At 69.3% G+C, this 19,579-nt stretch carries 21 protein-coding genes; 14 read left to right on the forward strand and 7 right to left on the reverse strand.

Annotation, left to right across the window (positions count from 1 at the left end):
* Position 1: 1 nt before the first annotated feature.
* Entirely contained in the window at positions 2 to 664 is a 663-nt protein-coding gene (locus IFU11_RS11910) for a YqaJ viral recombinase family protein (protein ID WP_124767348.1), read from the reverse strand.
* 154 nt (positions 665 to 818) lie between these two features.
* Between IFU11_RS11910 and IFU11_RS11915 the strand changes: the two genes are divergently transcribed.
* Genes IFU11_RS11915 through IFU11_RS11930 form a run of 4 tightly spaced genes read left to right on the forward strand, consistent with a single transcriptional unit; the run spans position 819 to position 4,817 of the window.
* Positions 819 to 1,565: a sugar phosphate isomerase/epimerase family protein gene (locus IFU11_RS11915; RefSeq protein ID WP_079706711.1), complete on the forward strand. Its 747-nt coding sequence runs from the start codon at positions 819 to 821 to the stop codon at positions 1,563 to 1,565.
* A complete protein-coding gene (locus tag IFU11_RS11920) occupies positions 1,562 to 2,671 on the forward strand; it encodes a Gfo/Idh/MocA family protein (protein ID WP_079706712.1) in 1,110 nt (369 codons plus the stop codon). The genes IFU11_RS11915 and IFU11_RS11920 overlap by 4 nt, the downstream gene beginning before the upstream one ends.
* Positions 2,668 to 3,786 (forward strand): Gfo/Idh/MocA family protein, encoded by a 1,119-nt coding sequence (locus IFU11_RS11925; protein WP_124767347.1) that lies wholly within the window; start codon positions 2,668 to 2,670, stop codon positions 3,784 to 3,786. The genes IFU11_RS11920 and IFU11_RS11925 overlap by 4 nt, the downstream gene beginning before the upstream one ends.
* On the forward strand, positions 3,783 to 4,817 hold the full coding sequence (locus IFU11_RS11930) for a sugar phosphate isomerase/epimerase family protein (protein WP_064294543.1): 1,035 nt from the start codon (positions 3,783 to 3,785) through the stop codon (positions 4,815 to 4,817). Before IFU11_RS11925 ends, IFU11_RS11930 begins: the two co-directional genes overlap by 4 nt.
* Before the next feature lie 86 nt (positions 4,818 to 4,903).
* Here the strand turns inward: IFU11_RS11930 and IFU11_RS11935 are convergent, their stop codons facing one another.
* Positions 4,904 to 5,164: a thioredoxin gene (locus IFU11_RS11935; protein ID WP_192019064.1), complete on the reverse strand. Its 261-nt coding sequence runs from the start codon at positions 5,162 to 5,164 to the stop codon at positions 4,904 to 4,906.
* Positions 5,165 to 5,273: 109 nt separating this feature from the next.
* On the opposite strand from IFU11_RS11935, the gene IFU11_RS11940 reads away from it, so the two are divergent.
* Positions 5,274 to 6,113 carry an NAD-dependent epimerase/dehydratase family protein gene (locus IFU11_RS11940; RefSeq protein ID WP_192005855.1) on the forward strand — a complete coding sequence of 280 codons (840 nt, stop codon included), beginning with the start codon at positions 5,274 to 5,276 and terminating at the stop codon, positions 6,111 to 6,113.
* Between the two features lie 75 nt (positions 6,114 to 6,188).
* Here IFU11_RS11940 and IFU11_RS11945 read toward each other — a convergent pair whose 3' ends face one another.
* From IFU11_RS11945 to IFU11_RS11960, 4 genes are all read right to left on the reverse strand, one after another.
* Positions 6,189 to 6,680, reverse strand: a complete 492-nt coding sequence (locus IFU11_RS11945; RefSeq protein WP_192005853.1) for a MarR family winged helix-turn-helix transcriptional regulator — start codon at positions 6,678 to 6,680, stop codon at positions 6,189 to 6,191.
* Positions 6,681 to 6,697: 17 nt separating this feature from the next.
* Positions 6,698 to 8,455, reverse strand: coding sequence for an MDR family MFS transporter (locus IFU11_RS11950; protein WP_192019065.1), 1,758 nt, complete (start codon positions 8,453 to 8,455; stop codon positions 6,698 to 6,700).
* 222 nt (positions 8,456 to 8,677) lie between these two features.
* On the reverse strand, positions 8,678 to 9,358 hold the full coding sequence (locus IFU11_RS11955; RefSeq protein ID WP_192019066.1) for an ABC transporter ATP-binding protein: 681 nt from the start codon (positions 9,356 to 9,358) through the stop codon (positions 8,678 to 8,680).
* A gap of 87 nt (positions 9,359 to 9,445) precedes the next feature.
* Positions 9,446 to 10,969 (reverse strand): ABC transporter permease, encoded by a 1,524-nt coding sequence (locus tag IFU11_RS11960; RefSeq protein WP_192019067.1) that lies wholly within the window; start codon positions 10,967 to 10,969, stop codon positions 9,446 to 9,448.
* A 235-nt stretch (positions 10,970 to 11,204) separates the two neighbouring features.
* On the opposite strand from IFU11_RS11960, the gene IFU11_RS11965 reads away from it, so the two are divergent.
* From IFU11_RS11965 to IFU11_RS11980, 4 genes are all read left to right on the forward strand, one after another.
* A complete protein-coding gene (locus IFU11_RS11965) occupies positions 11,205 to 11,963 on the forward strand; it encodes a response regulator transcription factor (RefSeq protein WP_124767343.1) in 759 nt (252 codons plus the stop codon).
* Complete coding sequence (locus IFU11_RS11970; protein WP_274500401.1) at positions 11,960 to 13,555, forward strand: sensor histidine kinase; 1,596 nt, start codon at positions 11,960 to 11,962, stop codon at positions 13,553 to 13,555. The genes IFU11_RS11965 and IFU11_RS11970 overlap by 4 nt, the downstream gene beginning before the upstream one ends.
* Positions 13,556 to 13,582: 27 nt before the next feature.
* Positions 13,583 to 14,203: a phosphoribosylanthranilate isomerase gene (locus IFU11_RS11975; RefSeq protein ID WP_124767341.1), complete on the forward strand. Its 621-nt coding sequence runs from the start codon at positions 13,583 to 13,585 to the stop codon at positions 14,201 to 14,203.
* Between the two features lie 101 nt (positions 14,204 to 14,304).
* Entirely contained in the window at positions 14,305 to 14,715 is a 411-nt protein-coding gene (locus tag IFU11_RS11980) for a DUF5684 domain-containing protein (RefSeq protein ID WP_079706722.1), read from the forward strand.
* A gap of 24 nt (positions 14,716 to 14,739) precedes the next feature.
* On the opposite strand, the gene IFU11_RS11985 is transcribed toward IFU11_RS11980, so the two are convergent.
* Positions 14,740 to 15,897, reverse strand: coding sequence for an AAA family ATPase (locus tag IFU11_RS11985; RefSeq protein WP_191941753.1), 1,158 nt, complete (start codon positions 15,895 to 15,897; stop codon positions 14,740 to 14,742).
* A 320-nt stretch (positions 15,898 to 16,217) separates the two neighbouring features.
* Here IFU11_RS11985 and rplJ point away from each other — a divergent pair, with 320 nt between their 5' ends.
* The 5 genes from rplJ (at position 16,218) to IFU11_RS12010 (ending at position 19,568) form a co-directional block, all read left to right on the forward strand.
* Entirely contained in the window at positions 16,218 to 16,736 is a 519-nt protein-coding gene (rplJ, locus tag IFU11_RS11990) for a 50S ribosomal protein L10 (RefSeq protein WP_079706724.1), read from the forward strand.
* A gap of 78 nt (positions 16,737 to 16,814) precedes the next feature.
* Positions 16,815 to 17,198 carry a 50S ribosomal protein L7/L12 gene (gene rplL / locus IFU11_RS11995; protein ID WP_056014124.1) on the forward strand — a complete coding sequence of 128 codons (384 nt, stop codon included), beginning with the start codon at positions 16,815 to 16,817 and terminating at the stop codon, positions 17,196 to 17,198.
* A gap of 329 nt (positions 17,199 to 17,527) precedes the next feature.
* Positions 17,528 to 17,671: a hypothetical protein gene (locus IFU11_RS12000; protein WP_153303516.1), complete on the forward strand. Its 144-nt coding sequence runs from the start codon at positions 17,528 to 17,530 to the stop codon at positions 17,669 to 17,671.
* A 140-nt stretch (positions 17,672 to 17,811) separates the two neighbouring features.
* Positions 17,812 to 18,273, forward strand: coding sequence for a MarR family winged helix-turn-helix transcriptional regulator (locus IFU11_RS12005; RefSeq protein WP_064294532.1), 462 nt, complete (start codon positions 17,812 to 17,814; stop codon positions 18,271 to 18,273).
* Positions 18,270 to 19,568, forward strand: a complete 1,299-nt coding sequence (locus IFU11_RS12010) for an MFS transporter (protein ID WP_191941752.1) — start codon at positions 18,270 to 18,272, stop codon at positions 19,566 to 19,568. Before IFU11_RS12005 ends, IFU11_RS12010 begins: the two co-directional genes overlap by 4 nt.
* The last annotated feature ends 11 nt before the right edge of the window (positions 19,569 to 19,579 follow it).

Genomic DNA, 19,579 nt, shown 5'->3' on the forward strand with positions numbered 1-19,579 from the left:
GTCAGAAGTCGGCGCTCAGCAGTGGTTCCCGGAGCTGCCGAGTGACGGGCGCAGGCTCCGGGAGGACCGGGCGCCGGGCGGCTGGATTGGTGCGGTGGTACAGCTCGTCGATGAGTGCGTTCGCAAGGCCCACAAGCTTCGCGATCTCGACGTCATCCCGCTCGACCCATCGACAGAGCGGTTCGTCGTCGATGGGGACGAAGTCCTTATGCTCCTCCCAGACGACGAGCGTCCGCTCCGCGCCGATCACGTACTGCTGCCACCACACCTGACGCAGGTAGTTGCGGGGGATCGAGCGCCAGGACTTCGTCGTGGTCTTGATCTCCGCGAGCACGACGGCCCCGCGCTCGGTCACGGCGATGCCGTCGGGGGTGGCGAGGTGGCGATGTTCGACCTCAGCCCGGAAGAGCGCCGACGAGGGGTTGATCCCGTGTGTCGCGGCGACCCACCGGGCGATCTCCGGCTCGCGGGCGCGACCGTGGTCGGTGAAGGCGTTGCCGGAGAAGCCCGTCCCGCCGAGCTTCGCGTCGGCCGCCCGCTGGATCGAGGCCGGGGTCGAGAGGGTGGCGACGTCGGTCGCGGTGATCCCGCGCGAACGAGCCCGCAACCACGAGATGCGGTCGCTGGAGTCAGCGACGATCCGGGAGAGCAGAGCTGAGTTCACCTCTCCATTGTCCCCCACGCTTCCGACTCCTGCGGTATTCGTCGCCGGGGGAGCGGCGACCGGTGGGAGACTTTTGTTTGACCACCGACAGAAGTGTGGTTAGCCTGGATCTCGCAGCAGCGGCTGCCTGACACCATCATCATTGAGGAGCATCGTGTCGACTTCCCAACTCTCTGTCCAGCTCTACTCGGTACGGGAGCCGCTCACCGCGGATCGTGCCGCAGCGCTGCAGCGCCTGACCGAGATCGGTTTCCGCCAGGCCGAGCCGTTCGGCTTCGGTCCCGGCGTCAGTCTGCAGGACATCCACGATGCCGGCCTCGCCACCCCGAGCGCGCACGGCAAGGTCATCGCCGACGACATCGACCTGTCGGCGGCCTTCGGCGCGGCGGCGGAGCAGGGCGTGCAGGTCCTCATCGACCCAGCCATCGCCGAAGAGCGCTTCGCCACGGCGGAGACGGTCGCTTCGATCGCCGACGAGCTGAACGCCGCGGCAGCGGTCGCCGCCGGTCACGGAGTCCAGGTGGGCTACCACAACCACTGGTGGGAGCTCGAGGGCGACGTCGCGGGCACCAGCCCGCTCGAGCACCTCGCCGCACTCACCGACCCGGCCGTCGTGTTCGAGGTCGACACCTACTGGGTCGAGGTCGGCGGACGCCGCGCGGTCGACGTCCTCGGTGCGATCGGCGATCGTGTGCGCTTCATCCACGTCAAGGACGGCGACGCCTCGCGCGACACGCTGAAGCAGCTGCCCGCGGGCGCCGGGGTCGTCCCGGTGCTCGACATCCTCGCCGCGGCACCGCAGGCCCTCCGCGTCGTCGAGTTCGACGCGTTCGACGGCGACATCTTCCAGGGGCTCGAGCAGAGCTTCACGTACCTCACCACGAACGGAGTCCAGGCATGAGCAACAGCACCGGAACGGTCGGTGTCGGCCTCATCGGCGCCGGCGTCATCAGCGACCAGTACCTCAGCAATATGGTCACCTTCCCCGACCTCGACGTCCGGTTCGTCGCGGACCTCGACCTCGAGCGGGCGAAGACGCAGGCCGAGAAGTACGGGGTGCCCGGCCACGGCTCGGTCGCCGAACTCCTGGCCGACCCCGAGATCGAGATCGTCGTCAACCTGACGATCCCGAAGGTCCACGTCGAGGTCGCCATGCAGATCCTCGACGCCGGCAAGCACGTGTGGAGCGAGAAGCCCTTCGCGCTCGACCGTGAGAGCGGGCAGGCCCTGCTGGCCGCCGCGACGGAGAAGGGGCTCCGCGTCGCCACGGCTCCGGACACCTTCCTCGGCGCCGGCATCCAGTCCGCCCGCCGGCTCGTCGAGGCCGGTGGCATCGGCCAGCCCCTCACCGCGCTGACCCTCATGCAGAGCCCCGGCCCGGAGTCGTGGCACCCGAACCCCGACTTCCTGTTCCAGGACGGCGCCGGTCCGCTCTTCGACATCGGCCCGTACTACATCACGGCGCTCGTGCAGCTGTTCGGTCCGATCGCCCGTGTCACCGCGCTGGCTTCGCAGGCCTTCCCGCAGCGGACGATCGGATCCGGCCCGCGCGCCGGTCAGTCGTTCGATGTGACGGTGCCGACGCACGTGAGCGCCCTCTTCGAGTTCGAGAGCGGCCAGCTCGCGCAGAGCGTCTTCAGCTTCGACTCCAAGCTCGGCCGCACGCAGTTCGAGGTCGCCGGCTCGACCGGCACGCTCGTCGTCCCCGACCCGAACACCTTCGAGGGCGACCTGCTCGTCTACGGCGGTGGCGAGGAGCCCGAGTCGATCCCGTCGACCGGTCCGACGCAGGGTCGCGGAACCGGGGTGGTCGAGCTCGCCCAGGCGATCCGCGCCGGTCGTCCCGAGCGCGCCTCCGGTGAGCTCGCCTACCACGTGCTCGACGTCATGGTCTCGACGGCCGAGTCGGGCCTGAGCCGTACCTCGGTGGACGTCGTCAGCACCGTGGAGCTCGCTCCCGCACTGCCGGAGTCGTGGACCCCGGCGGACGGCACCTTCGGAGCATGACCGTGGCCGGTCCCGGTATCGCGGTGGTGGGCGGTGGCTTCATGGCCACCGTCCACAGCCGGGCGGCCCGCGCTGCGGGTGCCCGGCTGGTCGGTGTCGTCGCCTCGACACCCGAACGCTCGCGGGAGGTCGCCGCGAGCCTCGGGTTCGAGCGTGGATACGGCTCGCTCGACGAGCTGCTGGCCGACCCCTCGGTCGACGTGGTACACGTCTGCACGCCGAACGCGCTCCACGCCGAGCAGGCACTCGCGGCCATCGCGGCGGGCAAGCACGTCGTCTGTGAGAAACCCCTCGCGACCGACGCCGCGACCGCCGAGCGTCTCGTCGCCGCCGCGGCCGAGGCCGGTGTCGTCGGCACGGTGCCGTTCGTGTACCGCTTCCACCCGCTCGTCCGGGAGGCCCGGGCGCGTGTCGCCGCCGGTGACCTCGGGACCCTGCTCACCATCAGCGGGTCCTACCTCCAGGACTGGTTGCTCGCGCAGGCCGACGACAACTGGCGGGTCGACTCGGCGGCCGGTGGCCGCTCGCGCGCCTTCGCCGACATCGGTTCGCACCTCGTCGACCTCCTCGAGTTCATCACCGGCGCGCGCATCACGGAGCTCAGTTCGACGGTCCGCACCTTCTTCGCCGAGCGCGCGAACACTCCGGAGGTCACGACCGAGGACGCGGCCGCGGTCGTGATCCGGCTCGAGGGCGGCGCCATCGGCACGCTGCTCGTCTCGCAGGTCGCGCCCGGTCGGAAGAACCGCCTGCACCTCGAGGTCGCCGGGACGGAGCTCAGCATCGGCTTCGATCAGGAAGCGCCGGAGACGCTGTGGCTCGGACGCCGGTCGGGGACGCAGGTATTGCCTCGCGACGCCGACCAGCTGCACCCGGACGCCGCACGCCTGTCCATCGTCCCCTCGGGGCACCCGATGGGCTACCAGGACGCCTTCAACGCGTTCGTGGCCGACAGCTACGCGGCGATGGCCGGGCAGTCGCCGGACGGCTTGCCCGTCTTCGCCGACGGACTCCGCACCGCGCGCATCACCGAGGCCGTCCTCGACGCGGCCGAAACCGGCCGCTGGGAAGCGATCGCCACCTCCACCGACGACGAGCAGAGGATCACCGCATGACCGACACCACCGACAAGCAGTACGCCAGCCGCCTCCCGGTGACCCTGTTCACCGGACAGTGGGCGGATCTCCCCTTCGAAGAGGTCGCCCGCCTCGCCGCCTCCTGGGGCTACGACGGCCTCGAGATCGCGGCCTCGGGCGACCACCTCGACCTGAAGCGCGCGGATGAGGACGACGCCTACCTGCAGTCCCGCCTCGACATCCTCGACCGGCACGGCCTCGAGGTCTTCGCGATCTCGAACCATCTCACCGGCCAGGCCGTGTGCGACGACCCGATCGACTTCCGCCACCAGGCGATCGTGCGCGACTACACCTGGGGCGACGGCGACGCGGAGGGGGTGCGCCAGCGGGCGGCCGAGGACATGAAGCGGTCCGCACGGGTCGCGCGCAAGCTCGGCGTCGACACGGTCGTCGGTTTCACGGGGTCGAAGATCTGGCAGTACTCCGCGATGTTCCCGCCGGTGCCGGCCTCCGTCATCGACGCTGGCTACGAGGACTTCGCCACCCGCTGGAACCCGATCCTCGACGTCTTCGACGCCGAAGGTGTCCGCTTCGCCCACGAGGTGCACCCGTCCGAGATCGCCTACGACTACTGGACGAGTGTCCGGACCCTCGAGGCGATCGACCACCGCCCGGCGTTCGGTTTCAACTGGGATCCGTCGCACATGATGTGGCAGGGCGTCGACCCGGTGGGGTTCATCGTCGAGTTCGCGAACCGGATCTACCACGTCGACTGCAAGGACACCCGGATCCGGCCGGCGACCGGTCACGCCGGCATCGTCGGCTCGCACCTGCCCTGGGGCGACCCACGACGCGGCTGGGACTTCGTGTCGACCGGTCACGGCGACGTGCCGTGGGAGGACGCCTTCCGTGCCCTCTCGAGCATCGGCTACGCGGGGCCGATCTCGATCGAGTGGGAGGACGCCGGCATGGACCGCCTGCACGGAGCCGAGGAGGCCGTCGGATACATCCGGAACCTGCTCTGGAAGCTGCCCGAGCAGTCCTTCGACGCGGCGTTCAGCACTCAGTAGCTCCGGACCCTGAGCTGCCTCCTTCGGATCCTGAGCTGCTCTTCGGTCCCTGAGCCGCCTCTTCGGTCCCTGAGCCTGTCGAAGGGCTACAGCGCCTTCGCCGCCGCGACGAGCACCTGGTTGAGCGTCGGCGCGCCCGTCGCACGGAACACCTCGGTGCCGTCGTCGGCCCTGATGATGACCGTGGGGGTGGAGCGGATGCCGTCCGCCTCGGCCTCCGCCGAACGGAAGGCGACGTCGCGCTCCTCGACGACGGCACCGGCCACGAGCGCCGGGACCTCGGCCAGGACGGCGCGAGCCTGCATGCAGGGAGCGCAGAACGCGGAGGTGTACAGGGTGAGCTTCACGTCTCGTCCAACGCGACCCGGCGGTCGACCATTCCGCTTCGGTCGCCCGATCCTGGGGGAGTTGTCAATCGTCCACGCGATCGCGGGTTGATGGACCAGGATGGGCGTCATGAGAATCGCAGTGACGGGAGGCTCGGGCAAGCTCGGGCGAACAGTGGTCGGCCATCTTCGGGAGCACGGTCACCTGGTGATCAACCTCGACCAGGCGGGAGAGCGCGGTGACGGTTTCGTCCGCGTCGACCTGCGTGACGCGGGCCAGGTGTTCGACGCCCTCACCGGTGTCGACGAGCAGGCGCCCGACGGGTTCGACGCGGTCGTCCACCTGAGCGCCATCCCCGCGCCGGGGCTCTCGACGAACACCGCGACCTTTCAGAACAACATCCTCAGCACCTACAACGTGTTCAACGCCGCCATCAAGGCCGGCATCACGAACATCGTCACGGCGTCGAGCGAGACCGTCCTCGGGCTGCCGTTCGACACCCCGCCGCCCTACATCCCCGTCGACGAGGCCTACGCCGCCCGACCCGAGTCGACGTACTCGCTCTCGAAGCACCTCGAGGAACAGCTGGCGATCGAACTCACGCGGTGGCACCCCGAGCTCAAGATCATCGCCCTCCGCTTCTCCAACGTGATGGACGAGGCCGACTACGCGGCGTTCCCGTCGTTCGACGCCGACGCCACCCTCCGCAAGTGGAACCTCTGGGGCTACATCGACGGCCGTGACGGCGCGCAGGCCGTGCGGCTCGCGCTCGAGCACCAGGCCACCGGGTTCGACCGGTTCATCATCGCTGCGGCCGACACGGTCATGTCGCGCGACAACGTCGAGCTCGTCGCGGAGGTCTTCCCGGACGTGCCCGTCAACGGCGACATCGCCGGCAACGGGACGCTGCTCTCGATCGACCACGCGCGCGAGGTCCTCGGGTACGACCCGAAGCACAGCTGGCGCTGACCCGTTCTCAGGAGTTCCTCGGCGCGTCACTCGCTCGTGAGCCCGGCGCTCCGGGGGACTCCTGAGAAAGGGACTTCAGAGGGCGCCGTTGAGCTTCGCGAGGAGTTCGGCGAGCCGCCGCACCTCGGCCTCGTCCCAGGACGAGAGCTGCTGGTAGAGCATCGCCTGGTCGTTGGCCCGTGTCGACTCCATCCGGCGCTCGCCCTCGGCGGTCGCGACGACGAGGCTCGCGCGGCCGTCCTCGGGGTCCGGCGTCCTCGTCACGAGGCCGAGCGTCTCCAGCTGGTGGATGAGGCGGCTCACCGCGCTCTTGTCCGTCGCGAGCATCTCGGCCAGGGCACCGGCGCGGATCGCTCCGGAGCGCGAGACCATGCTGAGCAGCTTGTAGCCGGCCGGCTGGAGTCCGGGGGAGATCCGCTCGGCGCGGTCGCGGATGCCGTTGCGGATGCGGTTGATGAGCAGCGCGAACTGCTCCTCCACGGCACCGATCGCGAGGTCGTGCGCGGTACCGGCCGCTGCGTCGTCGGCAGCGGCCGGCCCGGCCTGGGCGTCGTGATCGATGGACATCGTTCGCATTGTACGGACTAGCGGCCGTGGCGGGGGCTGTGTGCCTCGGCCTCCGAGCCGCTGTCGGCGTCGGCGGTCTCGTCCCGTCCTCGCTCGAGTCGGGTGTCCGCCTCGCCACCGATCATGGCCTCGGCCACGTCCAGCGCACCGGTCGCGAACGACTGGGTCGATGTGGACGCGGTGGCCGTCGTGACGGAACCGGTGGCCGCGCCGACGAGGGCCGGCGCTCCGGTGCCCTGCTCGGCCATGCGCTGCACGGCGTTCTTCGAACCGAGCTTCTTGTTCGGCAGGAAGATCACGGCGATGATCGTCAGGATCGCGAGTGGTGCGGCGACGAGGAAGATGTCGGCGACCGCGTCACCGTAGACGGATTCGATGATGGTCCGCACCGACTCGGGCAGCGCGCTCACCTTCGGGATCGTGCCGCTCGAGAGCGTCTCGGCGATCTTGGCGCCGGGAGCACCGAGGGCGACGATTGCCGCCTGCAGGTCGTCCTGTCGGTCGGAGAGCATGTCGGTGACCTTCGTCGCGAGCACCGAGCCCATGACCGAGACGCCGATCGTGCCGCCGAGGCTGCGGAAGAACGCGACACCCGCGCTCGCCGTGCCCAGCTGCTGCGGGAGGACGTCGTTCTGCACCACGAGCACGAGGTTCTGCATGACCATGCCGACACCCGCGCCGAGGACGAACATGTACACGGAGACGACCAGGTAGTTCGAGTCGTAGTGGATCGTGCTCATGAGGAACAGGCCGACGGTGAGGAGGATCGAACCCACGATGAGGTACGGCTTCCAGTGCCCGAAGCGGGAGATGAACTGCCCGACCACGATGGAGGCGATCAGGAGGCCGCCGATCATCGGGAGCGTCAGCAGACCCGACTCGGTCGGCGTCGCCCCACGCGCCAGCTGCATGTACTGGCTGAGGAACACCGAGGTGCCGAACATCGCCACACCCACCGAGATGCTCGCGATCACCGCGAGGGTGAAGGTGCGGTTCTTGAACAGCGACATCGGGATGATCGGCTCGTCGACCTTGATCTCGACGATGACCGCTGCGGCGAGCAGGAGGACGGAGATGCCCACCATGACGAGCGTCGTGAAGCTCGCCCACTCGAACTGCGTCCCGGCCAGGGTGACCCAGATGAGCAGCAGCGAGACGCCGCCAGCGATCAGGGCTGCGCCCAGGTAGTCGATCTTGACCTTGCCGACGTTCCGCTTCGGGAGGTGGAGCGTGCGCTGCAGGAGGAAGATCGCGGCGATCGCGAAGGGGACACCGACGAAGAAGTTCCAGCGCCAGCCGAGCGAGTCGGTGAGGAGGCCGCCGAAGAGCGGGCCGCCGACCGTGCCGACCGCCATGACCGCGCCGAAGAGCCCCATGTACCGGCCACGCTCACGCGGGCTGATGATGTCGGCCATGATGATCTGGCTGAGCGCCGTGAGACCACCGGCGCCGAGGCCCTGCAGGACGCGGAAGCCGATGAGCGTGCCGGTGTCCTGCGAGAAGCCTGCCAGCGCCGAGCCGAGGACGAAGATCCCGAGCGCCAGCTGGATGAGCAGCTTGCGGTTGAAGAGGTCGGCGAACTTGCCCCAGATGGGCGTCGAGACGGTGGTGGCGAGCAACGTGGCCGTGACGACCCAGGTGAACGCCGTCTGGTCGCCGTTCAGGTCGGAGATGATCCGGGGGAGGGAGGTCGAGACGACGGTTCCGGCGAGGATCGACACGAACATGCCGAGGAGGAGGCCGGAGAGGGCCTCGAGCACCTGGCGATGCGTCATGCCGTTGTCCGCGCGAGCGGGCGTGGCTGGTGAAGAAGTGGTGTGTGACATGGGCTCCGCGATCGTGATGACGTCAGCTAGTTGATATGCGTCAACTATATGAGAAGTAGTTGATCAGTGTCAACCAATCACGACGACGGGGTATTCCCGTGGCCCTTCGACAGGGAGTAGGTGGCTCGGGGAGCGGATGTGAGCCGCTCCCCGAGCCTGCCGAGTGGCCGATCAGCGCCGAGTCGTGACGTCCTTGAGCTTCCCGTTCGCGATGTGGAGACGACGCTCGGCGCGCTTGGCGACCGCGGTGTCGTGCGTCACCACGATGACCGTGAGCCCGCGGTCGCGCCACAGGCCCTCGAGGAGGTCCATGATCTCGTCGCGGGTCTCCTCGTCGAGGTTGCCGGTCGGTTCGTCGGCGAGCAGCACCTCGGGCTCCTTGACGAGCGCACGGGCGATCGCCACCCGCTGCTGCTGCCCGCCGGACAACTCGGCGGGGAGGTGCGAACCCCGCTCCGCGAGTCCGACGGACGCGAGCGCCGCCCGAGCCCTGGTCTCGCGTTCGGCCCGAGGGGTCCCGATCGGGACCAGGGCCATCTCGACGTTCTCCTGTGCCGTCAGCGTCGGGATGAGGTTGAACCCCTGGAACACGAAGCCGATCTCCGTGGCGCGGATCCTGCCGAGCTTCGTCTCGCTGAGCGTCGAGAGGTTGTCGCCGGCGAGCGAGATGCTGCCGGAGGTCGGTCGGTCCAGTGCGCCGAGCATCTGGAGGAGCGTCGACTTGCCGCCGCCGGTCGGACCTTGGATGGCGACGAGCTGTCCGTCGGGGATGTCGAGGGCGACGTCGTCGAGCGCCGTGACGGAGCGCTTCGCCTGGCGGTACTGCTTGGTGAGGCCGGTGATCGTGTACATGGGGTCCTTCGTTCTGCTGGTCGGAGTGAGAAGTGAAACCGCCGGGTGGTCGGGGGGGGGGCCACCCGGCGGCGTCTGGTGCGTCGCCTAGGCGACGGAGCGGAGCGCCTCGGCCGGACGCAGCCGTGAGGCGCGCCACCCGCCGATGGCACCGGCGAGCAGCCCGCCGAGGACGGCGATCCCGACGGCGATGACGATGATCCACGCGGTCACGGGAGCCTGGAGGACGATGTCGGTGGTGGTCGCGGCCGCAGCGCCCGGGGCACCGCCGAACCCACCGGCCGCTCCCGCCGCCGCATCCGACGGCATGCCCGCGGCACCGCCGGGGCCGCCGAGTCCGCCACCGGCCGAGGTCGTCGCCGCCGCGCTGAGCGTCGGGGCGACGAGGTTCACGACGAGGATGCCGACGAGGCCGACCGCGACACCGACGGCGCCGCCGATGAGCGACTGCACGACGGACTCACCGGCGACCTGGCCGACGATGCGCCGGTCACTCCAGCCGATCGCCTTGAGCGTGCCGAACTCGCGAGTGCGGCGCGTGACGCCGGAGATCGTGAACAGGATCGCGATGAGGAACGCGGCGGCGAGCACGATGAGCGACAGCCAGGTGCCGAGGTTGGACACGAGCGTCGACGCCGAGGCGAGCGAGCCGGACACGGTGGACGCGAGGTCCTCCTGGGTGCTCACGGTCGCGTCGGGCAGTGCCGCCTCGATGTCCGTCTGCACCTGCGTGATGTCGGTCGACGAGGCGGCCTGCACGTACACGTCGCTGACCTGGCCGTCGAGTCCGGCGAGCGTCTGCGCGACGTCGAGGGGGATGTAGACGTTCGAGGCGGTCGTGGCGTCGGCTCCGGAGGCGGTCACCGTGCCGACCACGCTGAACGTGGTGCCCGCGATGTCGATCGTGTCGCCGGTGGCGATCCCCGCCTCGGTCGCGTAGGAGGCGTCGAGGACGGCGACGTCCGTGCCCGTGTCGTCGGCTGCGAGCGAGCGACCGTCGCTGAGGGTGACGGCCGAGAGCGGACCGACGGCGTCGCCCGAGGGGTCGAGACCGAGGACCGTGAAGGAGTCGACGCCGAAGGAGCTCCCGCCTGCGCCGTCCGGACCGCCCTGCGGCGGGGTCGCACCGGACGGGTCACCGCCGGGCGCGCCTGCCGTCCCGTCGGATCCCTGCGCCTGCGAGAAGTCGGGCAGCTCGCCCGTGAAGGTCGTGTTCGTGAGCGACAGGGTGGCTGCGGCGGCCTCGACGTTGGCGACGTCGGTGATCGTGCCGAGCGCCGTCGCGTCGAAGGTCGACGTGCCGCGCGCCGCCTCCAACCGCGACTGGTTGACGGTCGTCGTGCCGTCGCTCGTCGACCCGTCGCCCGAGCCGAAGTCGAAGTTCTGGCCGGGGCCGCCGCCCTCCGTCGGCGCTTCGGCGGCTTGACTCACGGTGATGTCCGTTCCGACCCCGTAGACGGATTCCAGCACCGACGCCTGCGCCGTCTTCACACCGGCTGCGACCGAGTTGACGATGATCACGAGGGCGATGGCGAGCGCCATCCCGATGGCGATGATGATCGTCTGTTTCCGACGACCGACGAGTTCCCGCCGGAGATACGTTCCGAACATGTCTGTGTTTCCTTCTGCTCTGGTGCACGTTCCGGCGTCCCCGTTGCGCGACGCCGACGATCCGCACGTCGCGGATGACTTGGACCGGACGCTACGGAGGCCCGCTTGGCCTGCGCCTCGGCGACGCTATGAATCGGCCCAGGTCGATGTGGGCGCCTCGCCGGCTCGGGGAGGGCACAGCATCCGTCTGGTCGGTTCATAGACAGCTCATAGGGCGGAGGCGAATACTGAACGCGTGAACATCCCGACCCAGGCGCCCGGTGCCGCGCGAAGCGCACTCAAACGGGCCGACGGCACCGCCGTCCGTGTGCTCGTCGTCGACGACGAGGCGACGCTCACGGACCTCCTGCAGATGGCCCTGCGCTACGAGGGCTGGGAGATCCGGACCGCCGCCGACGGCCGCGAGGCCCTCACGACCGCCCGCGACTTCCGCCCGGACGCCATCGTGCTCGACATCATGCTGCCCGACCTGGACGGCCTGCAGGTGCTGAACCGCCTGCGGACCTCGGGGAGCGACGTCCCCGTCCTGTTCCTCACCGCCAAGGACTCGCTCGACGACCGCATCGCGGGCCTCACCGCCGGCGGCGACGACTACGTGACCAAGCCCTTCAGCCTCGAGGAGGTCGTCGCCCGGCTGCGCGGGCTCATCCGCCGCTCGACCCTGCTGGCCGCCGACGAGTCCGGCCCGGACATCGTGGTCGGCGACCTCGTGCTGAACGAGGACAGCCACGAGGTGACGCGCGACGGCGAGCCCATCGAACTCACCGCGACCGAGTTCGAGTTGCTGCGGTTCCTCATGCGGAACCCGCGCCGGGTGCTGAGCAAGGCCCAGATCCTCGACCGGGTGTGGAGCTACGACTTCGGTGGTCGTGCGAGCGTCGTCGAGATCTACATCTCCTACCTGCGGAAGAAGATCGACGCCGGGCGCGAGCCCATGATCCACACCGTGCGCGGCGCCGGCTACATGTTGAAGATCCCGACGGTCGGTTCGTGACCACGAGCGCCCCCGTCACCGACCCGGCAGCGACGACCACCGACTCCACCCACCCCAAGCGCGCTCCGTGGACGCTCCGTCGACGCCTCATGGTCGTCGTCGTCGGGCTCCTCGCCCTCGGCAGCGCCGTCGTCGGTGTCGCGAGCGCGGTAGCGGTGAGCGGCCTCCTCACCGAGGGCGTCGACAACCAGCTCACGAAGGCCGCCGAGCGGATCGTCGACTACGGTCGCAACGGCCAGCTCCCCGCACCGGAATCCCTGCCTGACTCCGGCATCCCCGACGGCTACGGCGGTGGTTCGGGCACGCGCGAGCCGCCCGCCTTCATCGGCGCTCCGGGCCTCGGGCCCGGCGCACTCGGGGCGATCGTCGTCGACGGCACCATCGTCAGCGCCGGATACCTCAACGCCGACGGCAGCACGGTCCCGTGCACCGAGAGTCAGGACGCCATGATCCTCACGGTGTCGGCCGGTGACCGACCGTCGACCATCAACCTCGGGGAGCATCTCGGCGACTACCGCGTCGTCGCGGTCACCGACGCGAGCGGCGCGACGAGGATCATCGGGCTGCCGCTCGCCGAGGTCGCGTCGACGGTCATGCAGCTCGTCACCCTCATCGCGATCATGAGCGTCGTGGTCCTGCTGCTCGCCGGGCTGGCCGCGTTCGCGATCGTGCGGTACTCGCTCCGCCCGCTCGACCGGGTCGTCGCGACGGCCGCGGTCGTCGCCGAACTGCCCCTCGACCGCGGTGAGGTGGCGCTCGCCGTCCGGGTACCGGAGTCGGACACCGACCCGCGCACCGAGGTCGGACGCGTCGGATCGGCGATCAACCGCATGCTCGGGCACGTCTCGTCCGCGCTGAACGCCCGGCAGGCGAGCGAGAACAAGGTGCGCCGGTTCGTCTCGGACGCGAGCCACGAGCTCCGGACCCCGCTGGCGTCCATCGCCGGATACTCGGAACTCGCCGCCCGGAAGTCGGACGCGCTGCCGGAGGACGTCACCCACTCCCTCGGCCGGATCCGCTCCGAGGCCGGTCGCATGACCACGATCGTCGAGGACCTGCTGCTGCTGGCGCGGTTGGACGAGGGACGCGAACTCGCCAAGCGCCCCGTCGACCTCACCGAACTCGTCATCCACACCGTCGGCGACGCCCATGTCGCCGGGCCGGACCACGTGTTCGAACTGGACTTCCCCGAGGAGCCCGTCCTCGTCACGGGTGATGCGTCCCGACTGCAACAGGTGATCGTCAACCTACTCGCCAACGCGCGGACCCACACGCCCGCCGGGACGACCGTGCGGACGGGGCTGGCGGTCGAGAGCGGTCCTGCGGGCGAGATCGCCGTGCTGACCGTGTCGGACGACGGCCCCGGCATCGACCCTGCGCTGCAGCCCAACCTCTTCGAGCGCTTCGTCCGCGGTGACGACTCCCGCTCCCGGGCCACCGGGAGCACCGGCCTCGGGCTCGCGATCGTGCACGCCGTCGTGGCCGCGCACCACGGCACGGTCAGGTGCGAGAGCACACCAGGACGGACGGTGTTCCGCGTGGAGCTACCGGCCGTCGCCACCCCGGACGTCCTCGTCCCGACGGCGGAGTGATCCGTGCGGCCGGGTAGCGTGGTCCCCATGTGGGTCAAGGTGTGCGGTCTGTCCGAGGCGTCCGACGTCGCTGCGGCGGTGGACGCCGGAGTCGACGCGATCGGATTCGTCTTCGCGCCGGGGTCGCCCCGGACCATCGAGCCCGAACGCGTCGCCTCGCTGCTCGCCGACGTCCCCGAGTCGGTGCTGACGGTCGGCGTCTTCCGGCGCCAGTCGGTCGAGGAGGTCTCGCGGATCGCCGGTGCTGCCGGGGTGCAGGCTGTCCAGCTCCACGGTGACGAACCACCCGAGGCGTTCCAGGAGCTGCAGGCGATGGGATGGCGGACGCTCCGGGCGACCTCGGCGGTGCACTACGCCTCCGAGAACGCCGCCGAGCGCGCCGCCTACGCCGAGGAGCTGTTGCTCCTCGATGCACCTGACCCGGGAGCCGGGAAGACCTTCGACACGATCGCTCTGGTGGCGAACCCACCCACCCGCACGTGGATCCTCGCCGGCGGTCTCACGCCGGAGAACGTCCAGGGCCTCATCGCGGAACTCCGGCCCTGGGGGGTCGACGTGTCCAGCGGGGTCGAGTCCTCGCGCGGGGTGAAGTCGCCGGAGCTCATCCGTTCGTTCGTGCACGCCGCCCGCACCGCCCGGGCCGTCTGAGCGTCTGCGGGACACCCGCTGGTCCGGGGTGCGACCCGCGCGCTACATTCGTCGGATGAGGCGGTCGGTCGACCGCGATGACGACAAGGAGCGCCACCACCGTGATCGACACCATCCTGCTCGCCGCTGACGACAACGGTCGTGCCGCCATCGAGTTCATGAACGCCCCCGCCAACGTCTTCGGCGGCATCATCGGCTACGCGCTGTTCGTCGCCTCCGTCTGGGGGATGTTCGAGAAGTCTGGCCGCTCCGGCTGGACCGCGATCATCCCGATCTACAACTGGTACGTCGTCGTGAAGCTCGCCGGCTTCACGGGTGCGGCGACCATCCTCTACTTCATCCCGCTCGTGAACATCGTGTTCGGGTGGATCGTCGGATGGCATATCGGCAAGCAGTTCGACAAGAGCACGGTGTTCCGGATCTTCGGACTCGTCCTGTTCCAGCTGATCGGGTTCTTCATCCTCAGCTACGGTTCGGACCGCTACCTGGGCAAGCAGGCCGACCGCGCCTAGCCGGCGGTCACCTGGGCCGGACGCTCACCGCGACGGCCAGGCCCACGGCGGCGTCGACAGCAGGCCCTGATCCTCGACGGTCGTCTCGCCGAGTCGCTTCACCAGCCGGTGCTCATGCACCTCGCCGGCCTCGAGCATGGCCTCGATGAGTGGGCGGGCGTGGGAGACGACCACGAGCTGTGTGTCGGCGCTCGCCGCGGTGATGAGCCGAGCCAGCTGGGGGAGGAGGTCGCCGTGCAAACTCGTCTCGGGTTCGTTCAGCACCATGAGCTCGGGCGGGCGCGGAGTGAGGAGCGCCGCGACGAGCAGCAGGTAGCGGAGCGTGCCGTCGGACAGCTCGCCGGCCGAGAGCGGACGGAGCATCCCGGGCTGTTCGAGCTCCAGTCGGAACACCCCGTCGTCGGCGCGCACGCGCAGCACGCTGCCGGGGAACGCGTCGTCGACGGCGGTGTCGAGCCGGTCCCGACCGCCGGACTCGATGATCGTCTGCACCGCGGCGGCGAGGTCCGCGCCGTCGTGGCCGAGGACCGGCGTCCTCGTGCCGACCTGTGGCGCACGTGCGGGGGCGTCGCGGTCGGTCCGGAACTGGTCGTAGAACCGCCAGCCGCGCACCTGGCCGCGCACGCGGAGGACCTCGGGCGTCGCGTCGGCGTCCGAGAACTCGGTGAGGATGCTCTCCGCGGTGCCGAGCGTTCGACCGATCGGACGCCACGACCCGTCGCGGACCCGGACCGCCGGACCGTGCCGGTCGACGAGCAGGCTGCTCGGTTTGGCCAGTGCACCGGCGAAGATCTGCTCCCGCTTGATCTCGGGGTCGCGGCCGAACAGCGTCGTGGACGGCTGCGGGATCCCGAGGTCGATGAGATACCCCAGCGTGTCCGTCGCGAACCCGAGTCGCAGGCTGATCGGACCCGTGCGGCGCGTGCCCTGGACCGGGACGGAACCGTCGACCATGGCTCGACTCACGTGCTCGGGGCCGGCCCAGAGCGTCGAGGAGAGCCCGCCGTCGCGCGCGAGGGATCCGACGACATCGCCGTCGCCCGCACTCGCGAGGAGTCGGAGTGCCCGGTAGAGGTTGGACTTGCCGGTGCCGTTCGCGCCGGTCACGACGTCGAGGCCGTGCAGCGGCAGCACGGTGTCTCGGATGGAACGGTAGCCGGAGATGGCGAGCGTCTGGATCATGGCTCCATGGTGCCGGTCGCCTCGGACATCCGGACGGGCGGTCGTGAGCGCCCGGTGCACGCCTGTCGGAACGGGGCCGGGGGTGTGTTATGGTTGTCGAAACCAAAGACCGCCGGTCACTGTCGCGTGCAAACGAGACAGTCGAAGGTTCTCATGACGAGACGTCCAGCGCAGGTGTATGAAGATCTGATCGAGGCTCGCCTCTCCCCAGCTCCGTGCGCTTGCGCCGGAGCTTTTTTCATGCCCGAACCCTTCGCCGTCCCGGCGGTTGGTGTGTGCGGCCTCCGCTGCATGCATTCAAGATTCGAAAAGGAGTGGCCATGGCGAACAAGGAAGCCTCGGTTGCCGAACTCACGGAGAAGTTCCAGAGCTCGACCGCCGTTCTGCTGACCGAGTACCGCGGCCTCACTGTTGCTCAGCTCAAGAACCTGCGCAAGAGCATCAGTGCGGACGCAACCTACGCCGTGGTGAAGAACACGCTGACCAAGATCGCGGCGAACAACGCCGGCATCTCGTCGTTCGACGACGAGCTCGCCGGTCCGTCCGCGATCGCATTCGTGCACGGTGACCCGGTCACCGTCGCGAAGGCTCTTCGTGACTTCGCCAAGGCAAACCCTCTCCTCGTGGTCAAGGGCGGTTACTTCGACGGTAACCCGCTGACCGCTGAAGAAGTCGGCAAGCTCGCCGACCTCGAGTCCCGTGAAGTGCTGCTGGCAAAGCTTGCCGGCGCCGTCAAGGCCTCGCTGTTCGGAGCTGCCTACCTCTTCAACGCACCGCTCTCGAAGGCCGTTCGCACGGTCGAGGCGCTGCGCGAGAAGCAGGAGTCCGCGGCCGAGTAATTCGGTTCCGCGAACAATCAACCCCGTACCTGTCCGCCGCGTGATGCGGTTGCAGGGCATGAAACAAGGAGAACAATCATGGCAAAGCTGTCAAACGAAGAACTGATCAACGCGTTCAAGGAGCTCACGCTCATCGAGCTCAGCGAGTTCGTCAAGCTGTTCGAGGAGACCTTCGAGGTCACCGCTGCTGCTCCCGTCGCCGTCGCCGGCCCGGCTGCTGCTGGCGCTGCTGTCGAAGAGGTCGAAGAGAAGACCGACTTCGACGTCATCCTCGAGGCTGCTGGCGACAAGAAGATCCAGGTCATCAAGACGGTCCGCGAGCTCACCTCGCTCGGCCTCGGCGAGGCCAAGGCTCTCGTCGACGGCGCTCCGGCTGCCGTCCTCGAAGGCGCCAACAAGGAAGCCGCTGACAAGGCGAAGGAAGCCCTCGAGGCTGCCGGCGCCACCGTCACGCTCAAGTAGTCGGTCCCCTGCGGGGGACAACCACTGGGCTGGCGACCGACTCCGGTCGGTCGCCGCTGACGATCGCGGATCTTCTTGAGACGAGTGCTGCACGCACTCGGCAGAGACATCCGTGATCGGAGGGCATCGCCCCCGATTCGTTCGGGAGCGGTGCCCTCCGTCAGTTAACCGGGGGGCCTGCGATTCGTCGCGTCACTCCACACGGACGCGGATGCTCTGCACCCGTCGACGACGTTCGTCGACGGTTCACGCAGGTATCCGCGTCGTCGTCCCGCTCCGTGTGAGCGCGGGCCGTCGGTGCGGTGCCCGAATCGGGAGAACCCACCACCATGAACACCCACGCACGCTGGCGTGCAACCATCACCTGGATCCGAGCCCAGCTCGCATCCGCCTTCACCGAGTCGGAACGGGCGAGCGACGCCCACCCGCCCGATCCGCGGGTCAGCCAGTCCTTCACCACCTGGATGCGCTGACCGGTTCACAATTCAGGTCCGCCTGGGCGAGTCCCGCCCTGCGGGAGGCTCCCGGTGCCGACACGCCGGGAGCCTCCTGAATGGTGATCACCGGACTGCGTGTGCAAATGCATAGCCTGGCTATGTATACTGGATGGATCATGACCGAGAACCGCACGCATTCACCCCTGCACACCATCCTCGGCGACCTCATCACGGCATCGCACCGGCTCACCCGCCTTGCCGCCCAGGCCACCGGATCCTCCGAATCGCCCGCCGTCTGGCGCACGCTCTCCGTGCTCACCACGGTCGGCCCCGTCCGGGTCGGCGAACTGGCCCGCCAGAGTCGGGTGTCCCAACCCACGATGACGAAGCTCGTGCAGAGCCTCGACGAGCGCGACTGGATCAAGCGGATCGCCGACGTCGACGACCACCGCGCGTGGCTCATCGCCATCGCCCCCAAGGGGACGGCCGCCCTCCTCGCCTGGCGGGACGAGCTCACCGACGCCCTGGAGCCGGCCTTCACCGACCTCGAGGACGACGACCTCGCTGCGATCGCCAGGACGGTCGAGATCATCCAGGCCCGCGTGGCCGTCGAGGTCGCCTCGGAGCTGACGGCATGAGCGCCGACACCAGCGCACGAACGTCCTCCGTGCCCACTCCCACGGCGTCGAGCCACGGCCACGGCGCCGGCCACAGTGCAGGCCTCGGCGGCATCCTGCACCAGCCGAAGGCCGTCTGGGCGGTCGCCTTCGCGAGCGTCATCGCCTTCATGGGCATCGGCCTCGTCGACCCGATCCTCCCCGCGATCGCCGAAGACCTCCAGGCGACGCCGACCCAGGCCGAGATGCTCTTCACGAGCTACCTGCTCGTCACCGGCGTGGCCATGCTCTTCACGAGCTGGCTGTCGAGCCGGATCGGTGCCAAACGCACGCTCCTCATCGGACTCGCACTCGTCGTCCTGTTCGCCCTCCTCGCGGGCCTGTCCGACTCCGTCGGAGCCGTCATCGGCTTCCGGGCCGGCTGGGGCCTCGGCAACGCGCTCTTCATCTCGACGGCACTCGCCACCATCGTCGGTGCTGCAGCGGGCGGCCGCGCCAACGCGATCATCCTGTACGAAGCAGCACTCGGGCTCGGCATTGCGATCGGTCCGCTCCTGGGTGGTCTCCTCGGCGGCATCGGTTGGAAGTGGCCGTTCTTCGGCACCGCGACGCTCATGGCCGTCGGGTTCATCGCGATCGTGACCCTGCTGAAGACCGAGGGGCCGAAGCCCGCGCCGCTCAAGCTGTCCGCGCCGTTCAAAGCGCTGGCGATCCCGTCGCTCGGCATCCTCGCGGCAGCAGCCCTGTTCTACAACATCGGCTTCTTCACGCTCCTCGCGTACTCGCCGTTCCCGCTTGGCCTCGATGCGATGGGTCTCGGGTTCACGTTCTTCGGGTGGGGTGTCGCGCTGGCGATCACGAGCGTGTTCGTCGCACCGCTGCTCACGGCTCGGATGCGTCGCACCTCCGTGATCAAGCTGGTCCTGCCGTTGCTGGCGCTGGACCTCGTCGCGGCCGGACTCCTCGTGCAGTCCACCACCGGCCTCATCGTCTGCATCGTCGTCGGCGGACTCCTGCTCGGCGTCATGAACACGGTGCTGACCGAGTCGGTCATGGAGGCGACGGACCTGCCGAGCAACGTCGCATCCTCGGCGTACTCGTCCGTACGGTTCCTCGGTGGGGCCATCGCGCCGCCGGCCGCCGCGGAGATCGCGAAGCTCCTCTCGCCCGCCGCACCGTACTACGTGGCCGCCGGCTCGCTCATCGTCGCGGTCCTCATCGTCGTCCTCGGACGCAAGCACCTCGCCCGCGTCGACGGTCCGGTGGAGAGCGAACTCGACGAGGCCATCGCGATCACCGCAGCCGACGCGAGCTGATCCGACCGGTC

The organism is Plantibacter sp. CFBP 8804, assembly GCF_014841225.1.
GTDB classification, from domain to species: Bacteria; Actinomycetota; Actinomycetes; order Actinomycetales; family Microbacteriaceae; genus Plantibacter; species Plantibacter auratus.